The following is a 23,944-nucleotide window of genomic DNA, read 5'->3' on the forward strand; positions in this document are numbered from 1 at the left end:
GCCTTGCGTTGAATGCGGAAACGCGTCATACCCTGACGCATATATGCCCGGCGCGCACGTTGCCGCCGTGCCGTCGCCCGGCCCTGCTCCGGTTCCATCGCAACCATTTCACCGTCGCGGACAGCGCCCATGACGCAACAGCAGTCCCTTCCGGAATCGGCCCGCCCCTCGGTGGTCATCGTCGATGACGAGCAGATCGTGGCGTTGGACATCCGGCGCACCCTGGAACGCCTGGGGTATGCCGTGCCCGCCATGGCCGCCGACGGGGAAGAGGCCGTGCGCATGGCGGGAGAGCTGCGGCCCGACCTCGTGCTGATGGATATCCGCCTGCGCGGTCCCATGGACGGCATAGAGGCGGCTGGGCGCATCGCCGGGCAGTACGGTGTGCCCGTGGTGTTCCTGACGGCCTTTTCCGATGCGGCTACCCTGGAGCGGGCCAAGGCCTGCGGTCCGTTCGGCTTTCTGGTGAAGCCCTTCGAAGAGCGCGAACTGCATTCCACCATCGAGGTGGCCCTGCTGAAGCACCGCGCCGTGCGCGACCTGGACGAGGCCCGGCGCACCGCCGAGAACGCCAGCATCGCCAAAAGCGCCTTTCTGGCGGGCATGAGCCACGAGATACGCAATTCGCTCAACGGCATCCTGGGCATGACCGACCTTGCGCTGGAGGCGACCGAGGACGAGGAACAGCGCGACCATCTGGTCACCGTGCTGGAATCGGCGGAGACGCTGCTGGCCCTGCTCAACGACGTGCTGGACTTCTCGCGGCTGGAGGCACGGCAGATCCGGCTTGTGGAACGTCCCTTCGAACCTGCGGCCGTGGTGCGCAAGGTGATGCGCTCGGTGCAGTCGGAGGCGGCGCGGCGCGGCCTGGCCCTGTCGTGGCGGGTTGCGCCGGAAATTCCCCCCGTGCTGGCGGGCGACCAGGTGCGGCTGACCCAGGTGCTGGCCAACCTGGTGGGCAACGCGGTGAAGTTCACCCATGCGGGCGTGGTTTCGGTGGAGGTCGCGCCGGTGCCCTCGCCGCCGAGCCTGTTCGAGTCGCTGTTTCCTCCTGGCGAGCCGGGCGGGGCCACCCTGCTGTTCACCGTGCGCGATACCGGCATCGGCATCGCCGAGGACCGGCTGGATTCCATTTTCGAACTGTACGCCCAGGCTTCGGACGACACGGGCGCCATGTATGGCGGCTCGGGCCTTGGCCTGTCCATCTGCCGCCAGCTGGTGGGCATGATGGGCGGCAGCATCTGGGCGCGCAGCACGCCCGGTGTGGGCAGTTCGTTCCACTTCACGTGCCGCCTGCGCCCTGCGCCCGTCCCCCAGGCAGAGGCAGAGCCCCCGTTGCGGCGGCGGGCCTCGGATGCCTCTCCCGTGCCTGGGCAGCGCTCCCCGGCGGGGCGGGGATATGTGGCCACACCCGGCGCACTGGCCCGCCAGCTTGGCGCGGTTCCATCGGCGTCACCGCTTCAGCCGGCGCCGCCATCGGGCCCGCAGCCCGGTGAAACATCAGGGCAATATGAGCAATCTTGGCAAGTTGGGCAACTCGAGCAAGTTGGGCAACTCGAGCAAGTTGGGCCAGCCGGGCGGCCCGTGCCCCATCCCGTTTCGCACCATGCCGTGCCCCAGTCCGACGAACCGGCGGCCCGTTCGCTGCACGTGCTGGTGGCCGACGACAGCGAGGTGGCCCGCACCATCGCCGCGCGCCTGCTGCAACGGCGTGGGCATACCTGCGCAACGGCCCAGGACGGCGTGGAGGCCCTGACCCGGCTCGCGGCAGAGCGCTTCGACCTGGTGCTGCTGAACATGGAGATGCCGCGCATGAACGGGTTCGAAACCCTGCGCCGCATCCGCAATTCCATGCACCCCGGCGTCAGCCCGGCCTTGCCCGTGGTGGCCATGACGGCGCATGCCCTTGCGGGCGACCGTGACCGCATGCTGGCCGCGGGCATGGACGGCTATGTGGCCAAGCCCATCCAGCCCGCCGCCTTTCACGAGGAGATCGACCGGGTGGCGCGTCTGGCCGGACTGGTGCGGCACGGCTGATCCGCCAACCCGCGGCGCCCTCCTCATCGTGCGCCCCGTCATCCCGGTCTGTTCCGGCCTTGCCGCGCTGTCCCCCGATCCGCGTGTCTCCTTTGTCCCGGCTCTTTTCCGGATGGGGGCCTGGCGTGGCATGCCGTGGCGCTGTGTCTGCCAGTCAGCCGGGCGCTGAGTGCGAAATCGCACTATTTTGCCTTCGAAAATCAGCTTTTGACGCTGTGTGCGAAAAGGAACACTATGCGGCATCATCATGCACGCATCGGACGACCACGCGGCACAGCCCGTCCCATCCGAGGGGGATGAAGCCTCTCGCACGCCGGACGCGTCCCGCCTTGCATCCGCGCCCGCAGGAGACGGACTTTCCGGAGGGTTGACGGTTGCAGGCCGGGTGATGCGCCTGCCGCGCCGCCTGCCCTCGCCCGTGGCCGCGCTGCTGTCCCAGATTGCCGACGTTCCCGGCGCGCCGTATGCTGCTCCCAGGAATTCTCCCGACCCGTCCGGCCAGTCCGCCCCGTCCGGCCCGCCCGCCCAGTCCGCCTCGTCCGCGTCCACGAGCGGCTTCGGCTATGCGGCCTCGGTCATTCTGCCCCAGACCGGCTGGCCCGCGTCGGAATTCCTGCCGCGCCTGGTGGGCGAACTGTCCTCCCCCGGCAACCTTTCCGTGCTCGAGCGCGAAATGCACCGCCAGGCGACAGGTGCGCCCACGCCGTATTCCCTGTCACTGCGTGGTGAAACCGGCACTCCGGTGGAACTGCTGGTCACCCCGCGCCCCTTGCGCGGTGTCGCGTCCGGAGCGTCTGGGGCATCCGGGGCATCTGGGGCGTCTGGGGGCTTCGGCGCGCCGGGAGATTCCGTGGCTGGCGGGACTGGCGTGGCTGGCGACCCCGCTGTCTCCGGCGGCGAAGGCCCGGTGCTCTGCGCCACCCTGACGGCAACCCCGCTGCCCAGCCAGTCCAGCGAGGGGCCAGCCCCGGCCTGGAGCGAGCGGACCCGGCTGCTCAACCTGCTGGACCGCCTGCCCGCCTACGTGGTGCTGCTGGGACCGGACTATTCCATCCGCTATGAAAACAGGGGCTTCCGCCAACTGTTCGGCCCTGGCGTGGGCCGCCCCTGCTACGAGGTGATCCGGGGCCAGAACCAGCCCTGCGCGCTGTGCCCGCCCTTCGACGTGTTCGATTCGCGCACCCTGTGCGTGTGCGAGTGGGCCTGCCCGGAACGCCGCTCCGCCTTTCGCATCTATTCCTATCCCTTCGAGGACGTGGACGGATCGCCCCTGGTGCTCAAGCTGGGCATCGACATCACCTCCGGGGTGCGCGCGCAGGAGGCCTTGTCCATCAGCGAGGGGCGCTACCGCTCCATCACCGACAACCTCACCCTGGGCATTGCCGTGCTGGACAGGGCCCTGGGCATCACCGCATCCAACCCCCGCCTGCGCGAATGGTTCGGCGATGCGGCCGCGCCCGGCGGACTGCTGTGCCGCATGCTGGCCGAGCACTGCGGCGAGGACAACACCCGCTGTCCCGGCTGCGCCTGCCTGGCCACCTTCCGCGACGGGCAGACCCACGAATGGCGGCTGGAAACCACGGCCCGCTCCGGCGGACGCCGCTCGTACCGCCTGACGTCGTGCCCCATCCTGGCGGGCGACGGCGGGGTGGATTCGGTCATCGTCATGCTGGAGGACGAAACCGACCGCCTGCGCGTGGAGGAGCGGTTGCAGCGCGCCCGCAAGCTGGAGGCCATGGGCACCTTGGCCACGGGCATCGCCCACGAGATCAATCAGCCCCTGTCGGCCCTGCAACTGTACGCGGGCAGCCTGGAGATGCTGGCCGAAAAGGACCGGCCGCCGGACCGCGAAACCCTGTTGGCCCGGCTTTCGCTGATCCTTGGCGAGACGGCGCGCATCCGCGACATCATCGACCACATGCGGGCCCTGGTGGCCCACGGCGACACGGCTCTTTCACCCACCCAGGTCGGGGCGGCGGTGGACCGGGCCCTGGGGCTGGTGGGGGCGCAACTGCGCGCCCACCGGGTGACCGTGGAGCGCGTGCTGCCGCCGGACCTGCCCGCCGTGCGCGCCAACCCGGTGCAGTTGGAGCAGGTGGTGATCAATCTGGTGGTCAACGCCATGCATGCGCTGGATGCCCGTGAACCGGCGGACGGGCAGGACCGGCGCATTCGCATCGAAGCCGCGTACCGGCCCGTTCAGCGCGGCGGGGCCGAGCGCCCCGAACTGCCAGACCGGCCAGATCGGGCAGACCGGGCAAACAGGCCGGAACTTTCGGACAGACCGGAGAGGCCGGACACGCCGGATGCGGGCGCCAGGCAGGGGGGAAGCCCGGCCGATGGCGAGGCCCCGGCAGGCCGCGTGCTGCTGACCGTGGCTGATAACGGACCGGGGTTGCAAGGGTTGGAAGACCGGGTGTTCGATCCCTTCTTCACCACCAAGGACCCGCACAAGGGGTTGGGGCTTGGCCTCGCCATCGTGCACAGCTTCGTGGAGTCATGGGGCGGCGAGATTTCCGTGTCCGGCGGCGAGCCGCCCATGACCGGAGCCGCGTTCACCCTGGCCTTGCGCCAGGCCTCGCCGCCGTGGTCCGGCTCCGACAGGTAGGCGCTCGTCCCCTGTGTGGGGGAGAGGGCGCGACGCGCTCCCGAGGAACGCCGGGCAGACCGGCCGGAATGCCCGACGGAATGCGACAGACTGCGGACTGACCGACAGCGAGGTGGGGGGATGGCGCGATGCCCCACGCCACAGCCAGATGCAGCCAGATGCAGCCAGATGCGGCCAGATGCGGCCAGATGCAGCCAGATGCGGCCAGATGCGGCCAGATGCAGAAGACGTTGTCACCCCGACGTCCATCACGATGCCTAAAGGATATCCACATGCGCATACTCATCGTCGACGACAATCTGCCCAGCCTCCAGAGTCTCAGCCTGGTCCTGCACGATCTGGGGTACGAACCGACCCCCTTCGAAGACCCCGTGGCCGCGCTGGCAGAGGCCCGTACCACCTGGTTTCCGCTGATCATCACCGATATCCGCATGCCCGGCATGGACGGCCTGACGCTGCTCTCGCACCTGAAGGAAGACCCCTCCACCGCAGAGGCCGACGTGGTGCTGATCACCGGCCACGGCGACATGGAAACCGCTGTCGAGGCGTTGCGGCGCGGGGCCTACGACTACCTGAACAAGCCCATCAACGCCCGAGAGCTGGCGGCGGTGGTGGAGCGTTGCGCCGAGCATCAGGCGCTGCTCATGGAAAACCGGGAATTGCGCGAGCACCTGGACGAGGCCGTGGAGGAACGGGCCGACACCCTGCGCCGCGAACTGGAATCGGCCCGCACCCGGCTGCGCCAGGTGACCGGCATCGGCGAGGTGGTGGCGGCATCGCCCGCCATGTCCGGGCTGCTGGACGAGACGCGGGTGTTCCATGCCGAACCGTCCGTGCCCGTGCTTATCGAGGGCGAAACGGGCACCGGCAAGGAAGTGGTGGCCCGGCTCATCCACTACGGCGAATCGGGCAACGACACCCCGTTCATCGCCCTGAACTGCGCGGCCATCCCGCATGAGCTGTTCGAGGCGGAGCTGTTCGGCCACGAGCCGGGGGCCTACACCGGCAGCCGCGCCGGGGGCTCCCCCGGCAAGCTGGAACTGGCAGGGGGGGGGCACCCTGTTTCTGGACGAAGTGGCGGAAATGCCCCTTTCCCTGCAGCCCAAGCTGCTGCGGGTGCTGGAAGAGCGCTGCTTCTACCGGCTGGGCGGGGTGAAACGCCGTGAATTCAAGGCCCGGGTGGTCTGCGCGGGCAACCGCGACCTTTCGGCCATGGTGGAGAACGGGCAGTTCCGGCGCGACCTGTACCACCGGTTGCGGGTGGGGCACCTGCGCATTCCCCCGCTGCGCGAACGGCCGGAGGACATTCCCGTGCTGGCCGGGCTGTTCCTGCAACGCGAGGCGGTGCGCAAGAAGAAACGCTTCACCGCGCTTTCGCCCGACGCCCTGCGCCTGCTGGGCCGCCACCCGTGGACGGGCAACGTGCGCGAACTGGAAAATGCCGTGGAACGCGCCGTGCTGCTGCACGACGGCCCCGCCCTCACCGCCCGGCACCTGAGCTTTCTGGACGAACACGGGGTGGCCGACATGCCAGCGCCCGTCACCACCGGACAGCCCGGCTCGTGGCAGCTGGACCCGGACAACCTGACGCTGCCCGACGCCCCCTTCGACGTGGAGGCGCTGGTGGACGGCCTGGTGCGCAAGGCCGTGGAACGGTTTGGCGGCAACAAGAGCCGTGCGGCGGCGCATTTGGGCATTTCGCGGTTTGCCCTGCACCGGCGGCTGGCCAAGTAGCCGCACCCGTCCTGTGCAAATACGGGATTACCCTACCTTTGTGATGGGTACAGCATGATAATGTGCGGGAACGCCCTACCGTGCGAAATTGCACGTTCGATTTCGCACAGCGGGATGCTCGATCAAAGCTCGCGCTTCGGGGGAACGGGTTTGTGATTCTGGTATCAACTTGTTTTTGAAGGAAAATAATTCCGGCTAGTGGCTGCTCACATTGTGGCACGCGGCTTGCTAACGGAAAGAAGACTGCGGGACACAAGCCATATCGGCGGTCCCCCCCCGACCCCCGTAGTCGAACACAGGCTCTGATGTGCCGGACCACTGGCGGATATCCCCCCCCCATCCGCCCAAGGTCCGGGGTGTTACTTCAGATCCCCCCTTTCGGAAGCCTTCTGTACGGACACCCCCCCCGTCCCGCAGAAGGCTTTCGACTTTTTTGCGCCGGTGGAGGGGAGAAATGGGGGATGGCGTTTCTTTCGCGCGGTACCTGCCGCCTTCCCCGTCATCATCCGTGCCTCCCTCTGTTCCCCTTTCCCTGGTGGCGCTTGCATCGCGTTCCCGGTGGATGTAGCATCCGGCCCGAATCCTCAGGGCGGGGTGAAAGTCCCCACCGGCGGTATTCCCGCGCGGCACGCCGCGCCGGAGAGCCCGCGAGCGCCCGTTCCGTCGTGGAGCGGGGTCAGCAGACCCGGTGAGATGCCGGGGCCGACGGTAACAGTCCGGATGAAAGAGGACGCGGCGCAACGCCAGCCGACCCCGTGGGCAATCCCTGTCCGCCAGGGGGCGTGGCGTAGCGCATGACGGCATGGCCGCAGTGCGGCGTGCCGGTGCATGGCCTTCCGGCGGGCGCGGCTGCGACGCGTGCCCCGGTGTCCTGCCCGGCGCGTTGTTCGCGTGGTTGTCCGTCACGCCGCGTTTCCACACGCCCTGATTCTGGACCTCCAGCCTAGGAGATGCGCCATGAATCAGCCGTCCCTCACTTCCGCAGCGGCCGGTACCTCCGGCCCCCCCATGTCCCCCGTTATGCCCGTGCCGCAGGCCGGGCCTGCCACGCCGCGTGCCCTGGCCCCTCTGGCAACGGTCGAGCAGGCCCTTGACGCCCTGCGCGCGGGGCGCGGCATCCTTGTCGTGGACGACGAGGACCGCGAGAACGAAGGCGACATGATCTTCGCCGCAGAAACCCTGACCGAGGCACAGATGGCCCTGCTGATCCGCGAGGGCAGCGGCATCGTCTGCCTGTGCCTTACCGATGCCCATGCCGACGCACTGGACCTGCCGCCCATGGTGACCTGCAACACCAGCCGCAACGGCACGGCCTTCACCGTGACCATCGAGGCGGCGGAAGGCGTCACCACCGGCGTTTCCGCAGCCGACAGGGTGACCACGGTGAAGGCGGCGGCAGCACCCGGCGCCCGGCCGGAACACCTGCGTCGCCCCGGACACGTCTTTCCGTTGCGCGCCCGCCCCGGCGGCGTGCTGGAACGGCGCGGCCATACCGAGGCCACCGTGGACCTGATGCGCCTTGCGGGCCTTTCGTCCTGCGGGGTGCTGTGCGAACTGACCAACCCCGACGGCACCATGGCCCGCCTGCCGGAAGTGCTGGCCTTTGGCGCGCGGCAGGACATGCCCGTACTTACAGTGCAGGCGCTTGCCCAGTGGCGCGCCCGGCATGACGCGGACATGAACCATGGCACGAGTCGTGACGGGCTCTCCCGCAAGGGGGCGAACATGGCGTAACGGTACGGTGCGCTCCGGCCTCTTCTTCCCCCCGTTTCACGGCCCCCCCGGCGACTGCGACGCCAGGTGCTGCAAGCGACAGGGGAGGAACCCCGGCTGCCGGAATTCCGATCCGCCTGGCGACTGCGACGCCGGGCGAAAGGGCACGGCGGCGGGAAGGGCCGGAACGTCGGATGTCCGAAGGAATGAATCGGCGGCGCGGCGGGAACATCCCGGCGCGCCGCCGTCGTTGTGTCGAGCCTTTTTCACGCCTTGCCGTTGCGGCGGGGACCGCCCTTGCCGGTTCCGTCGATGCCCTCGGTGGCGGTGTGCCCTGCGGCGGGTGGGCCACCATTCACCGCGCCGCGCAGCAACTCGCGCAGGGTCGGTTCCCGCGTTTCGTCGTCATCTGCGCCGCCGTGTGCATCGTCTGGCGGGCCACCATGCGCACCGGTCCATACCTCGTCTGGCGGGCCTTCCGGCGCATCTTTTGGCGCTTCGTGGTCGCTGGCAGGGGCCGCGTCGAACCAGTCGGGCAGGGTGGCGTCGTGGTAGGCGCGCAGGGTGGCGTTGGCCGGACTGGCGGCCATGTCCCCGGCCAACCTGGCCAGGGTGTCGTTGATGAATTCGAAGGACGTGGCCACCCGTTCCTCGCCCTCGCCGCCGGTGCGTCCGGCCAGGGCCAGCAGCACGTCGGCGATGTGCAGCCCGTCGGGCGGCGTGCCCAGCACCCAGGCCGGGGTGTCGTCGCACACCCGCACCACCATGCCTTCGCGGGCCAGCCGGTCCAGCACGTCGTCCAGCACGTGGTCCGGGGCATCCAGCAGGGCGGCCATGCGATGGCCGGGCACGGCGCCCGTGCCGCGCACGAAGGCACGGGTAAGCAGCAGCATGGCCAGCACGGCCAGCCGGTCGCGCTCAAGGCGGCTTACCCGACCGGCGCGCAGGTGTTTTTCAAAGGTGGGGGCGTTCTGCACCGCATGGCATACTTCCACCCCGAACAGCACCACCGCCCACGAGACATACAGCCACATCAGGAACAACGGCACCTGCGCGAAGCTGCCGTAGATCAGGCCGTAGCTGGCGAAGCGGGCCTGCCAGACCATGTAGGCGTACTCCGCGCCCTGCCAGGCCATGGCCGCCAGCAGCGCCCCGGCCATGGCCGCGCGCGGGCGCACCTTCGTGTTGGGGATATACGCGTACAGAAACAGCAGCACCACAAAGACCATGAACAATGGCACCAGCTTGAGCAGCAGCAGATAGGCTGCACCCACCGGGGCCACCTCCAGCAGCCTGCCCAGCACCCTGTCGCTGCGCAGGCTGGCGCCCAAGGTGACGGCGGTGCCCATCAGCAGGGGGCAGACCAGCATCACCGAAAAGAAGTCGGTGAACTTGCGCCATGCGCTGCGGCCCTGGCGTACCTTCCAGATGGCGTTGAACGCGCGCTCGATGTTGGCCATGAGCATGCCCGCCGTCACCAGCAGAAACGCCGCGCTCACCGCGCCCATGCGCCCCGCGCTGGTGCGTTCCACGTATTCCAGGATGCGGGCCACCGTGTCCGGGTTGCCCGCGGCAAGGCGCAGCAACAGCATCTGGGTGACTTCCGCGTTGTGCACCCCGAGGCCCTTGGTGATGGAAAACACCACGGCCAGAAAGGGCACCATGGACAGCACGAAGGTCATGGTCAGGGCGGATGCGCGCAGCAGGCACTGGTCGTCCACGAATCCCAGCGCCGCCAGAAAGGCGCGCCGCACCAGCCAGATCAGGCCGCGCCGGGTGGGCGGGCCGGTTTCGGCGCGCTCGAGCCATACGTCGCTGGTCACGTAGCGGCGCACGCGTAGGGCGCGGTCGCGCAGGGTGGGTCCGTGCATCCGGCCTCCGTGGGATGAGGGCTGGCGGAAGGCAATGCTGGCAGGGGGCGCGGCAGCCCCTTGCCATGGGCTTGGTCTGTTCGTACCATGCGTTCCATGCAAGCGTATCAGACCGGGACCAATGCAGGCAATGACGCGGTGCAGGCACCATGCGTGCGCCATGCGCCACATCCATCCCATGCCGCCCAGCCGTCCGAGACCCTTCAGGCGTCCGGCAAGGCACGGCTTCTCGGCCCGGTAGGTAAGGACGGCCCGGTCAGTAAGGTCGGCCCGGTCGGTAAGGTCGGCCCGGTCAGTAAGGACGGTGCTGATGGCGGTTCCGGCCGCGCGGTCTTGTGGCGCGCGCTGGCCTCCGCCGCGCTGTGCGCCCTGTTGCTGACGGGGTGCAGCGGCACCCGGCAGGCCGCCGCGCCGGAAGGCGCAGCCATTACGCCGCCCCCCGGCGAGGTGCGCGTGGAATCCGCAGCGCCCCCCTCTGGCGACCCGCACACTCCCGGCAGTCCCGCCGCCTGCTGGACCCCGCTACGGGGGCGTCTGGCCGCGGACGGCATGTCCGGCGGGCGCATCGATGCGTTGTTCGTCCAACTGGGCGATGCGGTCTCGCCAGACCCCATGGGCCGCAAGGTCAAGGAACTGTACACCACCAAGTTCCTGCGACCGGAACCGCAACCCGTGCCGCCCGGCCAGAAGCCCAGGCCCGTGCGCCCGCCCATGTACCCCGGCGTGGTCACCGACGAGAACGCGGCCAAATGTCGCGCCTTCCTGACGGAAAACGCCCGCTGGTTCTCGCTGGCGGAATCGCGCTACGGCGTGCCGCGCGAGGTGGCCGTGTCGCTGCTGTTCGTGGAAACACGCCTGGGCACGGCACTGGGCAAGGGCAACGCCTTCCGCAATCTGGCCGCCATGGCCGCTGCGGACAGCCCGGACATGGTGCCCGGCTACATCGCCGCGCTGCCCGGCGCGGACGGCAACCTGGACTGGATTTCGCTGCGCATGCGCCAGAAGTCGGACTGGGCCTACCAGGAACTGAAGGCCCTCATCCGCCACGCCGAGGCGTTGGGCCAGGACCCGCTGACCATGCCCGGTTCCATCTACGGGGCCGTGGGCATCTGCCAGTTCATGCCCACCAATATCCCGGCCTATGGCGTGGACGGCGACGGCGACGGCCGCGTGGACCTGTACACGGTGGGCGATGCGGTGTTCAGCCTGTCCAACTATCTCGGCAGGCACGGCTGGCAGCCCGGCATGCGCAAGGATGCGCGCTACAACGTGCTGAAACGCTACAACAACAGCGCGGCCTACGCCAACACCATCCTGGCCCTGGCGGACAAGGTTGCGGGCAAGCCCGCCCAGCCGCAGAAATCCTCGAAATCCGCCCAGCCTCCACGCATCGGCCAGGCCGGGCAACCCGGCAAGGCCGCAGCCGCAACGCCCAAGGCGCAGGCCGGGCCCCAGCAGCCAGCCAGGGCATCCGCTACCGCTTCTGCCGCGCAGTAACCTGCGGGGTGGCGTTGTCCACCCCCATTTCCTGCGTCCTGAACGACGCCGTGCCGTTGTTCATCGCCGGGGGCAGCCGCAGGGCGGATTTTTCGCGTTCTCCCGTCCCCCTTTCCGTCTGCAAGCCGTGTTTCCGCCATGCAACTCTGCCGGCGTTGCCCCATGATGCCCCTTCCTTGTCGTTTCCTTCGGGGCATCACGCGACCGTGTAACGGCAGAGTAATAATGGTGGGGCGATGGTCCCGGAGTTAGCTTCTGGCATCGCCGTCCCAAGGAGGCCCGATGTCCGCAGACCACCGCCCCGAACCACCGCCCCTCGGGCCGTCGCCTGCGCCCGTGGCGTCTGACGCCCTGCCGGGCTCCCTGTCCGACGGCCCCCCTTCCGCCCCCCTCGTTTCCCCGGCCTTTCCCACATCGGTGCGGGGCATGTTATCCGCGCTGGTCCTGCCGCTGGCAACCCTGGCCGTGCAATGGGTGTTGTGGGAGTATATCCGGCCCTATGCGTGGTTCCTGTTCTATCCCGCCGTATTCCTCGCCTCGCTGTCTGGCGGACTGGTGGTCGGCATGTTCGCCACCCTGCTGTCGGCGCTGCTGGTGCAACTCTTCTTCATTCCCCCGGTACTGTCCTTCATTGTGGAGGAGCCGGCGGACGTGGTTTCCGTGGCCATGTTTCTGGCTATCGGGCTGATGATCAGCCTGGCCCACCAGCGGGTGCGGGAGGGCATCCGCCGTGTTGTCGAAGCGCAGGAGCGGCAGCAGGCCGTCAGCGCAGAGGCGGAAGAGACCAACGTGCGGCTGCGCGCGGCCAATGCCGAACTTGCCGCCCGGTGCGCACGTGCCGACGAAATGGATACCCTGAAGACCCGTTTTTTCGCCAACATCAGCCATGAACTGCGCACGCCGCTCACCCTGCTGCTGGGACCGCTTGAACGGCTGCTGGCCGAAACGCCGGAGGGCGACGAGCACCGCCAGGCGCTGGGCGCCATGTTGCGCAACGCCCGGTTGCTGCACCAGCATGTGGACGACATGCTGGACCTTTCGCGGGTGGACGCCGGGGCCATGCAACTGCGCCATGCAGATGCGGACCTGTCCGCGCTGACGCGCACCACCTGCGCCTATTTCGACACCCTGGCCGACCAGCGCGGCATGCACTACGGGGTGCAGGCGCCCCTGCGCCTCGATGCGCAGGTGGACACGGACAAGTACCGCCGCATCCTGCTCAACCTGCTGTCCAATGCCTTCAAGTTCACCCCGGACGGGGGTAGCGTTTCCGTAACCCTGGAACGCCGGGGCGACGAGGCGCTGCTTTCGGTCAGCGACGATGGGCCGGGCGTGCCCGCGCACCTGCACGGCGCGGTCTTCGAACGCTACCGTCAAAGTGGCGAAGGGGAGCGGGGGCTGCATGGCGGCAGCGGCCTCGGGCTGGCCATCGTCAAGGAATTCGTGGAACTGCATGGCGGATCCGCCAGTGTCGGGCAGGGGGCCGAAGGAGGGGCGCTGTTCCTGGTGCGGCTGCCCCTGGCCGCGCCCCCCGGCGTGGAGGTGGCCCCGGCGGACCCCGCTGGCGCGCCGCCCGGCTACGCCCAGGGACCGGACTGGCCGGCCTCCGGCCATGTCCCGCAGTATGCCCCGGCAGCGGGCAGGGACGGCGGGCTGGTGCTGGTGGTGGAAGACAACCGCGACATGACCGCCTACATCGTGGACATCCTGCGGCCGCACCATCAGGTGGCCGTGGCCTACGACGGTGAAGAGGGGCTGCGCAAGGCGCTGGACCTGCGGCCCGACCTCATCCTGTGCGACGTGATGATGCCCCGCGTGGACGGCCAGCGCATGGTGGAGCAACTGCGCCGCTACCCCGGCATGACTGACGTGCCGGTGCTGATGCTGACTGCCAAGGCGGACGACGAACTGCGGGTGCACCTGCTGCACGGCACGGTGCAGGGGTACATCCAGAAGCCGTTCACGGAGGCCGAACTGCGGGCCAGCGTGCACGCCGAACTGCGGGACCAGGCCCGGCACAAGGCCGAGCTTGACGAAAGCGAAACCCGTTTTCGGGTAACCTTCGAGCAGGCAGCCGTGGGCCTTGCCCTGGTGGCCCCGGACGGAAGCTGGCTGCGCGTCAACGGCAAACTGTGCGGCATCGTGGGGTATTCGCCGGAAGAACTGGTGGAGTTGCGCTTTCAGGACATCACCCATCCCGAGCACCTGGACAGCGACCTTGTGCAAATGCGCCGGGTGCTGGCCGGAACCATCGACAGCTACACCCTGGAGAAGCAGTACCTGCGCAAGGGCGGCGAGCCGGTGTGGGTGAACCTGACCGTGGCCCTGGTGCGCAAGCCCGACGGCACGCCCGACTACTTCATCTCGGTGGTGGAGGACATCCAGCAGCGCAAGACCTTCGAGCGGCGCCTTGCGGAAAGCGAGGAACGCTTCCGGCAGGTGGTGGAACACGCGCCGGAGGCCATCTTTTTGCAGAAGGAGGGCCGGTTTGCCTACGCCAACCCCGCGGCGCGTTCACTGTTTGGCGTCGATGACCCCAAGGAGATCATGGGACGTGGCGTGCTGGAATTCTTCCACCCCGACGACCGGGACATGGTGGCCGGACGCATCCGCCAACTGAACGAGGAGCGCCGCACCGTGCCCCGCGGGCACGTGCGCATCTTGCGCAGGGACGGCATAGTGGTGGATGCGGAAACGTCGGCCGTGCCCTTCAGGCTGGGGGCGCGCGACGGCGCGCTGGTCTTCGTGCGCGACATCAGCGAGCGGCTGCGGGCGGAACGCGAGATACGCGATCTCGCACGCTTTCCCGGCGAAAACCCCAATCCGGTCATGCGGGTCAGTCCAGGCCTGGTGCTGCTGCACGCCAACCGGTCCAGCAGCATCTTTCTGGACTGCTTTGGCGCAAGGGTGGGCGAGCCCTTCCCGGAACCGTTCGCCGAAGTGGTGGCCAAGGCCCTGCGCACGTGGACGGTGCAGACCTTTGAGGTTGAATGTTGTGGCTGCATTTATGACATGACCGTGAACCCCATTGCCGACGGCGGCTATGCCAACATCTACGGCCTGGATATCACGGAGCGGAAGAACGCCGAGCGCGAACTGATCAACGCGCGCGAGGCGGCGGAAACCGCCACCAGGGCCAAAAGCGCCTTTCTGGCCAACATGAGCCACGAACTGCGCACCCCCATGAACGGCGTGCTGGGCATGCTGCAACTGCTGGACGCCACCCCTCTGGACCCGGAACAGCGCGGCTACGTGCAGGTGGCCCATGCGGCGGGCAGCAACCTGACGCGCCTTCTGGGCGACCTGCTGGATCTGGCCAGGGTGGAATCGGGGCGGCTGAGCATCCGCGAGGAGCCGTTCGATTTCACCGGGCTGGCGCAAGAGGTGCTGGCCGTGCTGCGGCCCGAGGCGGACCGCAAGAATATCGTGCTGGAGGCAGTGGCGGATGGCGTGCCGCATGCCCTGCTGGGCGATCCGTTGCGCATCCGCCAGATGTTGCTGAACATCGTGGGCAATGCGGTGAAGTTCACCGATAGGGGGCACGTGCGGCTGCTGGCCCGGTTCGAAGCGCCAGCCAAGCCAGCCGAATCGGGCAAGCCAGGCGAATCTGGCGGGCGTGGGACGCTGTGTATCGATGTGGAGGACACCGGCATCGGCATCCCCCGCGACATGCTGGACACCATCTTCGAGCCGTTCACGCAGGTGGAGGACGCCGTGACGCGCAGGCACGGCGGAGCCGGTCTGGGGTTGTCCATCGTGCGGCGCATCGTCGACCTGATGGCTGGCGAGGTCTCCATGGTCAGCGCGGAGGGGCATGGCACCACCGTGACGTTGCGCCTGCCCTTGGCCGCAACGGACAAAGTGCCCGCGCCGGATCCGACGCGCAACGGGTTGGCCGAGGTGTCCGTTCGCCAGGGGCGTCTGCTGCTGGTGGAAGACGACCACGTGAACCGGCTGACCGTGCTCTGGATGCTGGAGAAACTGGGCTACGAGGCCCTGGCCGTGGGCGATGGCGCGGCGGCGTTGCAGGCGCTGCGGGACGGGTGCTTCGATGCGGTGCTCATGGACGTGCAGATGCCGGTCATGGACGGCCTGCAGGCAACGGCGGCCATCCGCAATGCCACGGACCTGCCGGGAGGGGCGGAGATTCCGGTCATCGCCCTGACCGCGTACGCCATGGAAGGCGACCGCGAACGGTTGCTGGCGGCGGGCATGGATGACTACATCGAGAAGCCGGTGGACGTGCAGGCGCTGCGCCGGGTGCTGTCCCGGTTCGTGGGCGTGCCTGCTCTTCCGGCGCCTTCCGAGGCGTTCGACGGAACAGTCGTTTCGGAAAAAGCGTAAGCAGGGGGCCAGCCCCCGCCCGCAAGAGAAGGGGGCGGCAGGGCGGCGCCGCGTCCGGGCTACATGGCCCGGCGCAGGCGTCGTTCCACGTGGCGCGCCGCCAGCGAGCAGGAAAAGGTCAGCATCAGGTACAGGGCCGCCACCGTCAGCCAGATCTCGAAGGTCAGGTAGGTGGCGGCCATCAGTTCCATGCCCTGAAAGGTCAGCTCGCGTATGGAGATCACCGACAGGATGGCTGAATCCTTGATGGTGGAGATGAACTGCCCGGCCAGCGGCGGCACGATGAGCCGGAAGGCCTGCGGCAGGATGACGTGGCGCAGTTGCTGCCGCCGGGTCAGCCCGGTGGAAGCCGATGCCTCCCATTGGCCGCGCTCCACACCTTCCAGCCCGGCGCGGACGATTTCGGTGATGTAGGCGCCTTCGTACAACCCAAGAACGACCACCCCGGAAAGGAACACCGGCAATTGGCCGGGCGGGGCCAGCAGCAGGGCGGATGCCCGCCCAAGCCAGGTGTGTACGCCCGAGGGGAGGATGGCCGCCGCGCCCTCGGCCACGGGGGCGAACAGCCCGGCCAGAAGCGGGGCGAACTGCGAACTCACGAAGAAGTGGAAGATGAACACCAGCACCAGCGGCGGCAGGTTGCGCACCCCCTCCACGTAGGTGCGCGCCACCATGCGCCGGAACAGGCGCGGGCTGGCCCGCAACAGGCCCATGCCCGTGCCGATGCACAGGGCCAGCAGGGTAGACCATAACCCAAGGCGCACGGTGACCAGCAGGCCGCTGGTCAGCGTACCCGGCACCCATCCGCCCGTCGCACCCTGTTGCGTGTCGTGGCGCAGCAGGAACTGCCACACCACGCCCCAGTTCCAGTGGTAGTCCAGGCGATCGGCTGCGTTCCAGAACAGCCACGCACCAGCGGTAAGCAGCAGGGCCAGCAGGGCAATGTCCAGCCTTCGGGCCGCCGGGGGGGACAGAAAGTCCTCAACCGCCGTGGGGGCTTCCGGCGTGTGGTCGCGCCGCGCCGTCTCATCCGCGTATTCCTGGTGCGGAAGGCGTGGAGGTCGCGGGGGAAAGGCCGGAACATTGTGTTCCGGCGGCAGGGCCGGGAACGGGCGGGGACGCATGGCACTCCGGGGCTGTGCTGGTGGCGGGATGCGACGGGCAAGGAGCGACCGGCATGCCGGGCCTCATGTGCAGGTCCGGCATGCCGTCTGGCTGCGGCAGCCTATTTCAGCTGCGCTTCCCATTCGTTGGTTTCGAACCAGTAGTGCTTGCGTTCCTTCAGCCAGCCTTCGGCATCCACCAGACGGATCCAGTTGTCGAACACGTTCAGGGTGTCCACGTCGCCCTTGCGTACGGCAAACCCCACCGGTTCGCTGGTGAAGGTGCCGGGTACGGGCAGGAACAGCTTGTCCGGGTTCTTCAGCACCTCGAAGGCGGGCAGCGGCGCACTGGAAACCATGGCGTGGGCGCGGCCCGACAGCACTTCCTGAATGGCCGGGGCCTCGTCGTCGAACAGGCGCAGGGTGGCCTTGGGCAGGCGTTTCTTCACGGCTGCTGCTGCGGTGCTGCCGGTGCGGGCGGCGATGGTCACCTCGGGCTTGTCGAAGTCGTCCAGGGTGGTGAAGCCTTTGGCCGTGGCGCGGTTGGCCATCAGGGCCATGCCCGCGTAATCGTAGGGGATGGTGAAGTTGACCTTCAGATTGCGGTCAGGCTTCACGCTCATGCCGCCAATGATCACGTCGAACTTGCCGGTAAGCAGGGCGGGGATGATGCCGGACCACTTGGTGGGCACGAATTCAACCTTCACGCCCAGGTCTTCGGCCAGACGGTTGGCCACTTCCACCTCGAAACCGACGAACTTGCCGGTCTTGTCCTGCATGGCCCACGGCACGAAGGTGGAAAAGCCCACCCGCAGCACGCCGCGTTCCAGCACGCCCGCGATGACGCTTTCTTCGGACAGTTTCTGGCGGACGGATGCGTCTGCCGCATGGGCCGGGGCGTGCGGCGTCAGCAGCGCCCCAAGCATCAGTAACAGTGCCGACAGCAGGGCCAGCAGCAGGGCCGGGCCGTGGAGACGGGCAGGGGAGGGGATTGCATGCATGAGGGTGCCTCCGTTGCGGGGCGCGCGGTTGCGGCGCGCGGGCTGCGCCCCGGCGGCATGGCGTGCCGCCGGTGGGCGGGGTGGCCGCGTCAGGCATCACCGGCTACCGCTGAACAGTGACGTCCGGCGGGTGCCGGCGGATGCGGGACGCGTCAGAATTCGTAGCGCAGGCGCCGTTCCAGCAACTGCGCCAGGGCCGAAAGGGACAGCGTGAGGGCAAGGTACATGCCCGCCACGAGAAACCAGACCTCGAACACCAGAAACGTGTCGGCGGCCACCGCCTGGGCCTGCATGGCCAGATCGTGCAGGGCGATGGTGCTGACCAGGGACGAATCCTTGACCAGGGACACCAGTTGTCCGGTCAGGGGGGGCAGGGCGGTGCGTGCCGCCTGGGGCAGCACCACCTCCATATAGGTTCCAGGCACGTCCATGCCAAGGCTGCGTGCAGCTTCCCATTGCCCCGTGGACACGGAAAGGATGCCCGCCCGCAGGATTTCGGCGATGTACGCCCCCTCGAACAGCGAAAGGGCCAGCACCCCGGCCGCAAAGCGGCCCAGGCCCAGCAGCGGCGCCAGCACGAAGTAGACCACGAACAACTGGATAAGCAACGGGGTGTTGCGCACCGTCTCCACGTAGACCATGGACAGGGTGCGCCCCACGCGCGAACCGGACTGGCGCAGCAGGGCGGCCAGCAGGCCAGCCAGCAGCGCCAGCCCAAGGCTGGCCGCCACCACCTGCAACGTCACGCCAAGGCCGTCCAGCAGCGGCCCGGCGCGAAATCCTCCATCCGCCGCCGTGGTGAACAGGTGCCGCCACAGCCGGTGCCATTGCCAGTCGTAGCCCGATGCCGCCGTGCCGCGCAGGGTAATCCACACCAGCGCGCCCATCAGGCAGCAGTACCGGGCCACGTCGCCAAGCACGGCCAGCAGGGCACGGCGTGCAGGCGGAGGAGGAGGGCACTGCGGCCCCTGAGGGGGCTGAGGCGCGGAGGCGTGCGCGTCGTGTGCGTGGTGGGCGGCGCGGGGCCCTGGTGTGTGCAATGGGGCCGAGCGGTCCCGGCCGTGTCGGGAATTTTCCATTCTGTGGCGGAGCATACGCCGCAACACGCCCCCTGCCAAGGTGCACGGTGCGGACAGGATGGTGGCTGGCGTGAAAAAGGGCGGGACAGGTTGCCCTGTCCCGCCCGTGAATGCGCGTATCCGTTGGCGCAAAGGCCGCCAGGCTACTTGTTCAGCTTCACTTCCTGCGGGAACACCGGCAGGTAGCGGTACGACAGGCTGAGGATCAGGGCCGCGTAGGCCATGATCATGGCGCTGGCGCCCCATTCCGCCCAGTTGGGGGCGTAGGTTTCCCAGCCGTCGAAGGGCATCACCGGCGCGGCCAGGGCCTGCACGGTCATGACGTAGCGGTTGATGGTCACCCCGATGCAGTCAAGGATCGCCGCGGTGTAGAACAGCGTGCGGTTGTTGCGCGTGGACGGGATGATCAGGATGATGGCGGGCAGCACGCCGCAGGCGAACAGTTCGGCCCACAGCAGCCACTTGCCGTAGATCCAGCCGTAGAAGACCTGGTCGAAGGTCAGGCCGGAGCGGGGCAGGATGTCATTGGCCCACGCCCAGGTGTCCGCCAGCTTGAAGACCATGTACACGGTCAGCATGGTGCCGGCGATCTTGCCCATCAGGCTCTTGATTTCCCAGCTGACCAGCTGCTTGCCGGTCATCTTTTCCATGATGGTGCACACGAGCACGGTGAACACCGGCCCGGAACCCACGGCGGAAAGGACATACAGGAAGAAGGTCCAGGGCCAGATGAAGAAGCCGTCGCGCGCGATGTACGGGCGGGCGAAGAGCACGCCGTACATGCCGCCCAGCGACCCCTGGTGGAACGTGGACAGGAAGGCGCCGATACCGGCGAAGAGCGGCATCATCAGGTGGAAGTTGTGGGCGATGGCGTGCACCAGCTTGTTGCTGTTCAGCTGCTTCTGCTCAAGGATCAGCGGCACGTACTCGATGACCAGCACGAGGCAGTAGCAGGTGATGCAGAAGATGACTTCCGTCAGCATGGAGTGCACGTTGGCGTGCCAGTAGCCGAACCATGCGCGCAGCGGCTGGCCCACGTCGAGCACCAGGACGAGCATGGCGCCCGAGTAGCACAGGAAGCCCACGATGACCGTGAGATTGATGATGTTCTTCAGCGGGTCGATGTTCAGGATGTAGCGGAGCAGGCCCGTGAAGAACGCGCCCGCGCCCAGTGCGATGACCGCAAGGTCGAAGGTGATCCACAGCCCGAACCCGAAGTAGTCGTCCAGCCCGGTAACGCCCAGGCCTTCGGCCAGCACCCGGTACGCGGCGTACAGGCCCCAGCCGAACACGGCCATGACGATGGTGATCCAGACCAGGAACTTGGACAGCGAGCAGCGCGTGCAGCCTTCGGGGAACAGCGCGGCGTCGATGGGAAGGTCGTAGTTCTTATCCATGGCCGCCCCCTACCCTTTGACCTTTTCGTTTTCGAGATAGTTGTCGCCAAGGCGGCGCACCCATTCGCGACGGCTGAGGTAGTAGACCTGGGGATCGGTGCCCAGGCGTTCCAGCAGCCGGAAGGCGTACTTGCTCTTCACGAGTTCGTGCACCTTGTGCGCGGGGTTGTTCACGTCGCCGAACACGATGGCCCCGTTGGGGCAGGCCTCGGTGCACGAGGTGATGTAGTCGCCGTCGTTGAGGGCGTTGGGATCACGGCCTTCCACACGGGCCTTGTCCTTGGCCTGCATGAAGCGGTGGTGGCAGAACGAGCACTTTTCCACCACGCCGCGCGGACGCACCGAGACGTCGGGGGTCAGGGTCTTGTCCATGCCTTCGGGCCAGGTCGGGTCGAACCAGTTGAAGTACCGGGCATGGTAGGGACACGAGGCCATGCAGTACCGGCACCCGATGCACCGGGGGTAGACCTGGCTGACGATGCCGCCTTCCTCGTTCTTGTCGGTGGCGATGACGGGGCACACCGACACGCACGAAGGCTTGCCGCACTGCATGCAGGGGCGGGGCAGGTAGGCCACTTCATGCTCGGGGAAGGGCTTTCCGTTGGTCAGTTCGAATACGACCAGCCAGTTCAGCGACTTCAGCTTGTTGCTGGCGTCCGGCTGGGGGGCAATGTTGTTCTCGGCCTGGCAGGCGACCATGCACGCGCCGCAACCCGTACATTTGTCCAGGTCGATGGCCATTCCCCACTTGATCTTGAATTCCTTGAATGAGGACATGACGTACGTTCCTTATGCTTTGGCGATGTTTACGCCGGCGCTGGTCCAGACCGAAAGGCCCGTGCCGGGTTCCGCACCAGCTGCGAGCAGGCGCATGACGTTTTCGCCCTTGCCCTTGCTGAACTCGTCGAAGGCGGTGTGCCCGTGCCCGGCAGGCACGGCCACCGTGTCGTTGATGACGCCTTCGAACACGTTCACCCGCGCCATGAACTTGCCGGCGGGGTTCGAGAGCTCGATGCGGTCGTGCATCCGCAGGCCCAGCTTGGCGGCCGTGGCCCCGTTCATCATCACGTAGAGCTCCTTGCCCTGGATTTCCCAGCGCCGGACGGTCTTGGTGTTGAAGGGCGGGGTGGCGGTCTTGCTGGTGCCCACGTTCAGCTTGGCGACCGGGGCGAGAGCGACGGGGAAGGCCGGGGCCTTAACGTCAAGAGCCTTGGAAAGTACGTCGGCGCGCAGGGCGATGCCGTTGACCGGCAGCACCGCTGCGCTCACGTGCGCGTTGGTGGTCGAAGGCTCGGTGAAGCTCGCGCCGCGGGCTTCGGCCTTGGCCTTCAGGGCGTCGGCGAAGGCGGCGACGCCAAGGTCGGCGCCCAGCTTTTTCGCCACGCCGATGACCACGTCGCCAGCCGGGCGGGCGTCCACCAGGGGCGCCAGCGCGGGCACGGCAAGGGCGTAGACCACCTGGCCGGAGCCGTAGGGGGTGTCCACGTCGTCGAAGCGTTCGAGGCCCATGGGCACCGGCAGCACGAGGTCGCAGGCCATGGCGGTTTCATCGAGGAAGCTGGTGAAGGCCACCTTGAAGGGCACCTTGGCCAGCGTGGCCTTGATGGCGTCGGCCTGGGGCAGCGCGTAGACGGGGTTGGCTTCGTAGAAGACCACCGCCTGCGGGGCGGCGGACTTGCCGGAAGCCACCTTGCCGAGCCACGCCACCAGGTCGTTCTGCAGCAGGGCCTTGCGGTCCATGGCGGCAGGCACCACCTTGCGGGCGTAGGGCAGGGCGCGGATGCCGCCTTCGCGGTTCATGGAGCCCAGCAGCGCGTTCAGGGCAAGACCGGCCAGCACGGGGGCCGCGCCGCCGCCCTGTCCGAACTCGGACCCGGCGATGACCAGCGGCCGCTTGGCCTTGGCCAGTTCCTGGGCCACGACGGCAAGGCGCTTGGCGTCCACGCCGGTCTGCGCGGCCACCTGTTCGGGGGTGAACCTGGCGGCCAGGGCCTTGAAGTCGGCGAAGTCGGCGGCGGGGCTGGTGGCGCCCGCCTTGATCAGCAGGTTGGCCAGGCCCAGCGCCAGCACCGCTTCGGTGCCGGGGCGGATGGCCAGCCACACGTCGGCGGTGGCGGCGGTGTTGTTCTGCACCGGACCCGCATAGGCGAAACGCACGGCCGGGGCTTCGCCATGGGGGCGGCCCACCCGGAAGGCGTGGCGGTTGCGGATGACCGGGCCCCAGGTTTCGAGCACGTTGGCACCGATGGCGAGCACGTAGTCGCTCTTCTCGATGTCGTACCCAACCTGACCTTCGCCGCCCATCAGTTCCCATGCCTTGGCGGCGGACTGGGCCTCGCCGGGCATCAGGAAGCAGGACGCGGAGCCCATCTCGGCGGCCAGCGCCGTGAACAACTCGTTGATGGTGCCGGTTTCGTCACCGGAGACGACGGCAAGCTTGTTGCCGCCCCTGGCCTTTTTCAGGCCTTCCACCAGCATGGCTTCTGCCTCTTCCCAGGTGATGCCCACGTACGCGCCGTCGGCGGTACGCTTCAGCGGGCGCTTCATGCGGGAGGGGCTGTACAGCAGTTGCACTTCCGCAGCGGCGATGGACGAAAGCCCGCCGCCGAGGGGATGATCGTTGTTGGTCAGCACGCGCACCGGGCGGCCGTCCACCAGCCGCACCTTCACGCCAACGGCGGACGGACACAGCTTGCTGACGGTGGGCACGTACGAATTGGCGCCGTCGATGTTGCGGGGAATCCACGACCAGTTCTGCGTCCAGATGGATACGTCGTCCAGGCTTTTCCAGACGACGGGGGTGGCGAGAATGCCCGCGGTGGCGCCGCCGATGAACTTCAGGAAACCTCTTCTGTCCAGAGCCATAGCACCACCCCTTTACTTGTGGCAGACGAAGCAGGCATTGTTTGCACTCGTCACGCCGTAGTGGTTCTCATTGGCGTGACAGCGTTCGCATTGCCACATCTTCATGGTTTGCTTGCTGTAACCGGTCAGCTTGTTCTCGAAGTGGGTCGGTGCGCTGTCGGAGTTGGCCACGTCGGGGTGGCACTGGGCGCACAGTTCCGACTCCTTGAAGTCGTGACACTGGTTGCAGCCGTCAAGGGAATGGGCGGCATGGCTGAAGAAGACGTTGTCGGGCTGGATCTGGTAGACCAGCCACTTAACTTCCTTGCCGGTTTTCACGTACTCGTTGACGAAGCGGGCTTCCTCGGGGTCGGAACCCATGACGTCGGAATGACAGTCTGCACAGCTGGCCGTGGAGGGCAGACCCGCGAAGGTCCCGTCCTCACGCAGCACGTGACACTGCTTGCATTCCATGCCCGCGCTTTCCATGTGCACCTTATGGCTGAAGCGTATCGGTTGTTCCTTCTTGCTGTAGATCATGTCCGGGAACACCCACCAGCCGAAGATGAGCGACACGACCAGGCCCACGAGAAACGGTGTGATGCCGCCGCCGCAGCACTTCCCGCCATCCTTCGCGCAGCCTGAACTGTTTAACTGCCTGTCCTCCATACCCTTCGCCTCATTAGCTGATTTGAGAGATGAATAACGAATGCCCA

The 23,944-nt window shown here is 67.7% G+C and carries 15 protein-coding genes and 1 riboswitch; of the genes, 7 read left to right on the top strand and 8 right to left on the bottom strand.

Annotation, left to right across the window (positions count from 1 at the left end; all coding sequences use genetic code 11):
* The first annotated feature begins 129 nt into the window (after positions 1-129).
* The 5 genes from DESTE_RS14415 (at position 130) to ribB (ending at position 8,113) form a co-directional block, all read left to right on the top strand.
* On the top strand, positions 130-2,037 hold the full coding sequence (locus DESTE_RS14415; protein ID WP_051384484.1) for a response regulator: 1,908 nt from the start codon (positions 130-132) through the stop codon (positions 2,035-2,037).
* A 388-nt stretch (positions 2,038-2,425) separates the two neighbouring features.
* On the top strand, positions 2,426-4,645 hold the full coding sequence (locus DESTE_RS14420; RefSeq protein WP_035068295.1) for a PAS domain-containing sensor histidine kinase: 2,220 nt from the start codon (positions 2,426-2,428) through the stop codon (positions 4,643-4,645).
* A 272-nt stretch (positions 4,646-4,917) separates the two neighbouring features.
* Positions 4,918-5,811 (top strand): sigma-54-dependent transcriptional regulator, encoded by an 894-nt coding sequence (locus DESTE_RS14425; protein ID WP_281172062.1) that lies wholly within the window; start codon positions 4,918-4,920, stop codon positions 5,809-5,811.
* Complete coding sequence (locus DESTE_RS18600) at positions 5,729-6,379, top strand: AAA-type ATPase lid domain-containing protein (RefSeq protein ID WP_281172063.1); 651 nt, start codon at positions 5,729-5,731, stop codon at positions 6,377-6,379. The genes DESTE_RS14425 and DESTE_RS18600 overlap by 83 nt, the downstream gene beginning before the upstream one ends.
* Positions 6,380-6,955: 576 nt before the next feature.
* A riboswitch (FMN riboswitch) is annotated at positions 6,956-7,115 on the top strand.
* Positions 7,116-7,399: 284 nt separating this feature from the next.
* The gene (ribB, locus tag DESTE_RS14430) at positions 7,400-8,113 is read left to right on the top strand and encodes a 3,4-dihydroxy-2-butanone-4-phosphate synthase (protein WP_051384485.1); all 714 of its coding nucleotides are present in this window, start codon (positions 7,400-7,402) and stop codon (positions 8,111-8,113) included.
* Positions 8,114-8,358: 245 nt separating this feature from the next.
* Here ribB and DESTE_RS14435 read toward each other — a convergent pair whose 3' ends face one another.
* Positions 8,359-9,963, bottom strand: coding sequence for a YihY/virulence factor BrkB family protein (locus tag DESTE_RS14435; RefSeq protein ID WP_245590863.1), 1,605 nt, complete (start codon positions 9,961-9,963; stop codon positions 8,359-8,361).
* Positions 9,964-10,296: 333 nt separating this feature from the next.
* On the opposite strand from DESTE_RS14435, the gene DESTE_RS14440 reads away from it, so the two are divergent.
* The gene (locus DESTE_RS14440) at positions 10,297-11,460 is read left to right on the top strand and encodes a lytic murein transglycosylase (RefSeq protein WP_051384486.1); all 1,164 of its coding nucleotides are present in this window, start codon (positions 10,297-10,299) and stop codon (positions 11,458-11,460) included.
* A 282-nt stretch (positions 11,461-11,742) separates the two neighbouring features.
* Entirely contained in the window at positions 11,743-15,804 is a 4,062-nt protein-coding gene (locus tag DESTE_RS14445; RefSeq protein WP_035068296.1) for an ATP-binding protein, read from the top strand.
* A 59-nt stretch (positions 15,805-15,863) separates the two neighbouring features.
* Here the strand turns inward: DESTE_RS14445 and DESTE_RS14450 are convergent, their stop codons facing one another.
* The 7 genes from DESTE_RS14450 to qrcA form a co-directional block, all read right to left on the bottom strand.
* The gene (locus DESTE_RS14450; protein ID WP_156925378.1) at positions 15,864-16,928 is read right to left on the bottom strand and encodes an amino acid ABC transporter permease; all 1,065 of its coding nucleotides are present in this window, start codon (positions 16,926-16,928) and stop codon (positions 15,864-15,866) included.
* A gap of 101 nt (positions 16,929-17,029) precedes the next feature.
* Positions 17,030-17,908 (bottom strand): transporter substrate-binding domain-containing protein, encoded by an 879-nt coding sequence (locus tag DESTE_RS14455; RefSeq protein ID WP_156925379.1) that lies wholly within the window; start codon positions 17,906-17,908, stop codon positions 17,030-17,032.
* A gap of 152 nt (positions 17,909-18,060) precedes the next feature.
* The gene (locus DESTE_RS14460; RefSeq protein WP_035068297.1) at positions 18,061-19,002 is read right to left on the bottom strand and encodes an amino acid ABC transporter permease; all 942 of its coding nucleotides are present in this window, start codon (positions 19,000-19,002) and stop codon (positions 18,061-18,063) included.
* 128 nt (positions 19,003-19,130) lie between these two features.
* Entirely contained in the window at positions 19,131-20,384 is a 1,254-nt protein-coding gene (gene qrcD, locus DESTE_RS14465; RefSeq protein WP_035068298.1) for a menaquinone reductase integral membrane subunit QrcD, read from the bottom strand.
* Between the two features lie 9 nt (positions 20,385-20,393).
* Positions 20,394-21,161: a menaquinone reductase iron-sulfur cluster-binding subunit QrcC gene (qrcC, locus tag DESTE_RS14470; RefSeq protein WP_035068299.1), complete on the bottom strand. Its 768-nt coding sequence runs from the start codon at positions 21,159-21,161 to the stop codon at positions 20,394-20,396.
* Positions 21,162-21,173: 12 nt separating this feature from the next.
* Positions 21,174-23,249 carry a menaquinone reductase molybdopterin-binding-like subunit QrcB gene (gene qrcB / locus DESTE_RS14475; RefSeq protein WP_035068300.1) on the bottom strand — a complete coding sequence of 692 codons (2,076 nt, stop codon included), beginning with the start codon at positions 23,247-23,249 and terminating at the stop codon, positions 21,174-21,176.
* Positions 23,250-23,261: 12 nt separating this feature from the next.
* Positions 23,262-23,897, bottom strand: a complete 636-nt coding sequence (gene qrcA / locus DESTE_RS14480; protein ID WP_035068301.1) for a menaquinone reductase multiheme cytochrome c subunit QrcA — start codon at positions 23,895-23,897, stop codon at positions 23,262-23,264.
* Between the last annotated feature and the right edge of the window lie 47 nt (positions 23,898-23,944).

The sequence above is a fragment of the Nitratidesulfovibrio termitidis HI1 genome (genome assembly GCF_000504305.1).
In the GTDB taxonomy this organism is placed as follows: Bacteria; Desulfobacterota; Desulfovibrionia; order Desulfovibrionales; family Desulfovibrionaceae; genus Cupidesulfovibrio; species Cupidesulfovibrio termitidis.

Bases quoted from the DNA above. Each gene is read 5' to 3' on its own strand.
- DESTE_RS14415 (WP_051384484.1), top strand. From the start codon at position 130: ATGACGCAACAGCAGTCCCTTCCGGAATCGGCCCGCCCCTCGGTGGTC.
- DESTE_RS14420 (WP_035068295.1), top strand. From the start codon at position 2,426: ATGCGCCTGCCGCGCCGCCTGCCCTCGCCCGTGGCCGCGCTGCTGTCC.
- DESTE_RS14425 (WP_281172062.1), top strand. From the start codon at position 4,918: ATGCGCATACTCATCGTCGACGACAATCTGCCCAGCCTCCAGAGTCTC.
- DESTE_RS18600 (WP_281172063.1), top strand. From the start codon at position 5,729: ATGCCCCTTTCCCTGCAGCCCAAGCTGCTGCGGGTGCTGGAAGAGCGC.
- ribB (WP_051384485.1), top strand. From the start codon at position 7,400: ATGCCCGTGCCGCAGGCCGGGCCTGCCACGCCGCGTGCCCTGGCCCCT.
- DESTE_RS14435 (WP_245590863.1), bottom strand. From the start codon at position 9,963: ATGCACGGACCCACCCTGCGCGACCGCGCCCTACGCGTGCGCCGCTAC.
- DESTE_RS14445 (WP_035068296.1), top strand. From the start codon at position 11,743: ATGTCCGCAGACCACCGCCCCGAACCACCGCCCCTCGGGCCGTCGCCT.
- DESTE_RS14450 (WP_156925378.1), bottom strand. From the start codon at position 16,928: ATGCGTCCCCGCCCGTTCCCGGCCCTGCCGCCGGAACACAATGTTCCG.
- DESTE_RS14455 (WP_156925379.1), bottom strand. From the start codon at position 17,908: ATGCATGCAATCCCCTCCCCTGCCCGTCTCCACGGCCCGGCCCTGCTG.
- DESTE_RS14460 (WP_035068297.1), bottom strand. From the start codon at position 19,002: ATGCTCCGCCACAGAATGGAAAATTCCCGACACGGCCGGGACCGCTCG.
- qrcD (WP_035068298.1), bottom strand. From the start codon at position 20,384: ATGGATAAGAACTACGACCTTCCCATCGACGCCGCGCTGTTCCCCGAA.
- qrcC (WP_035068299.1), bottom strand. From the start codon at position 21,161: ATGTCCTCATTCAAGGAATTCAAGATCAAGTGGGGAATGGCCATCGAC.
- qrcB (WP_035068300.1), bottom strand. From the start codon at position 23,249: ATGGCTCTGGACAGAAGAGGTTTCCTGAAGTTCATCGGCGGCGCCACC.
- qrcA (WP_035068301.1), bottom strand. From the start codon at position 23,897: ATGGAGGACAGGCAGTTAAACAGTTCAGGCTGCGCGAAGGATGGCGGG.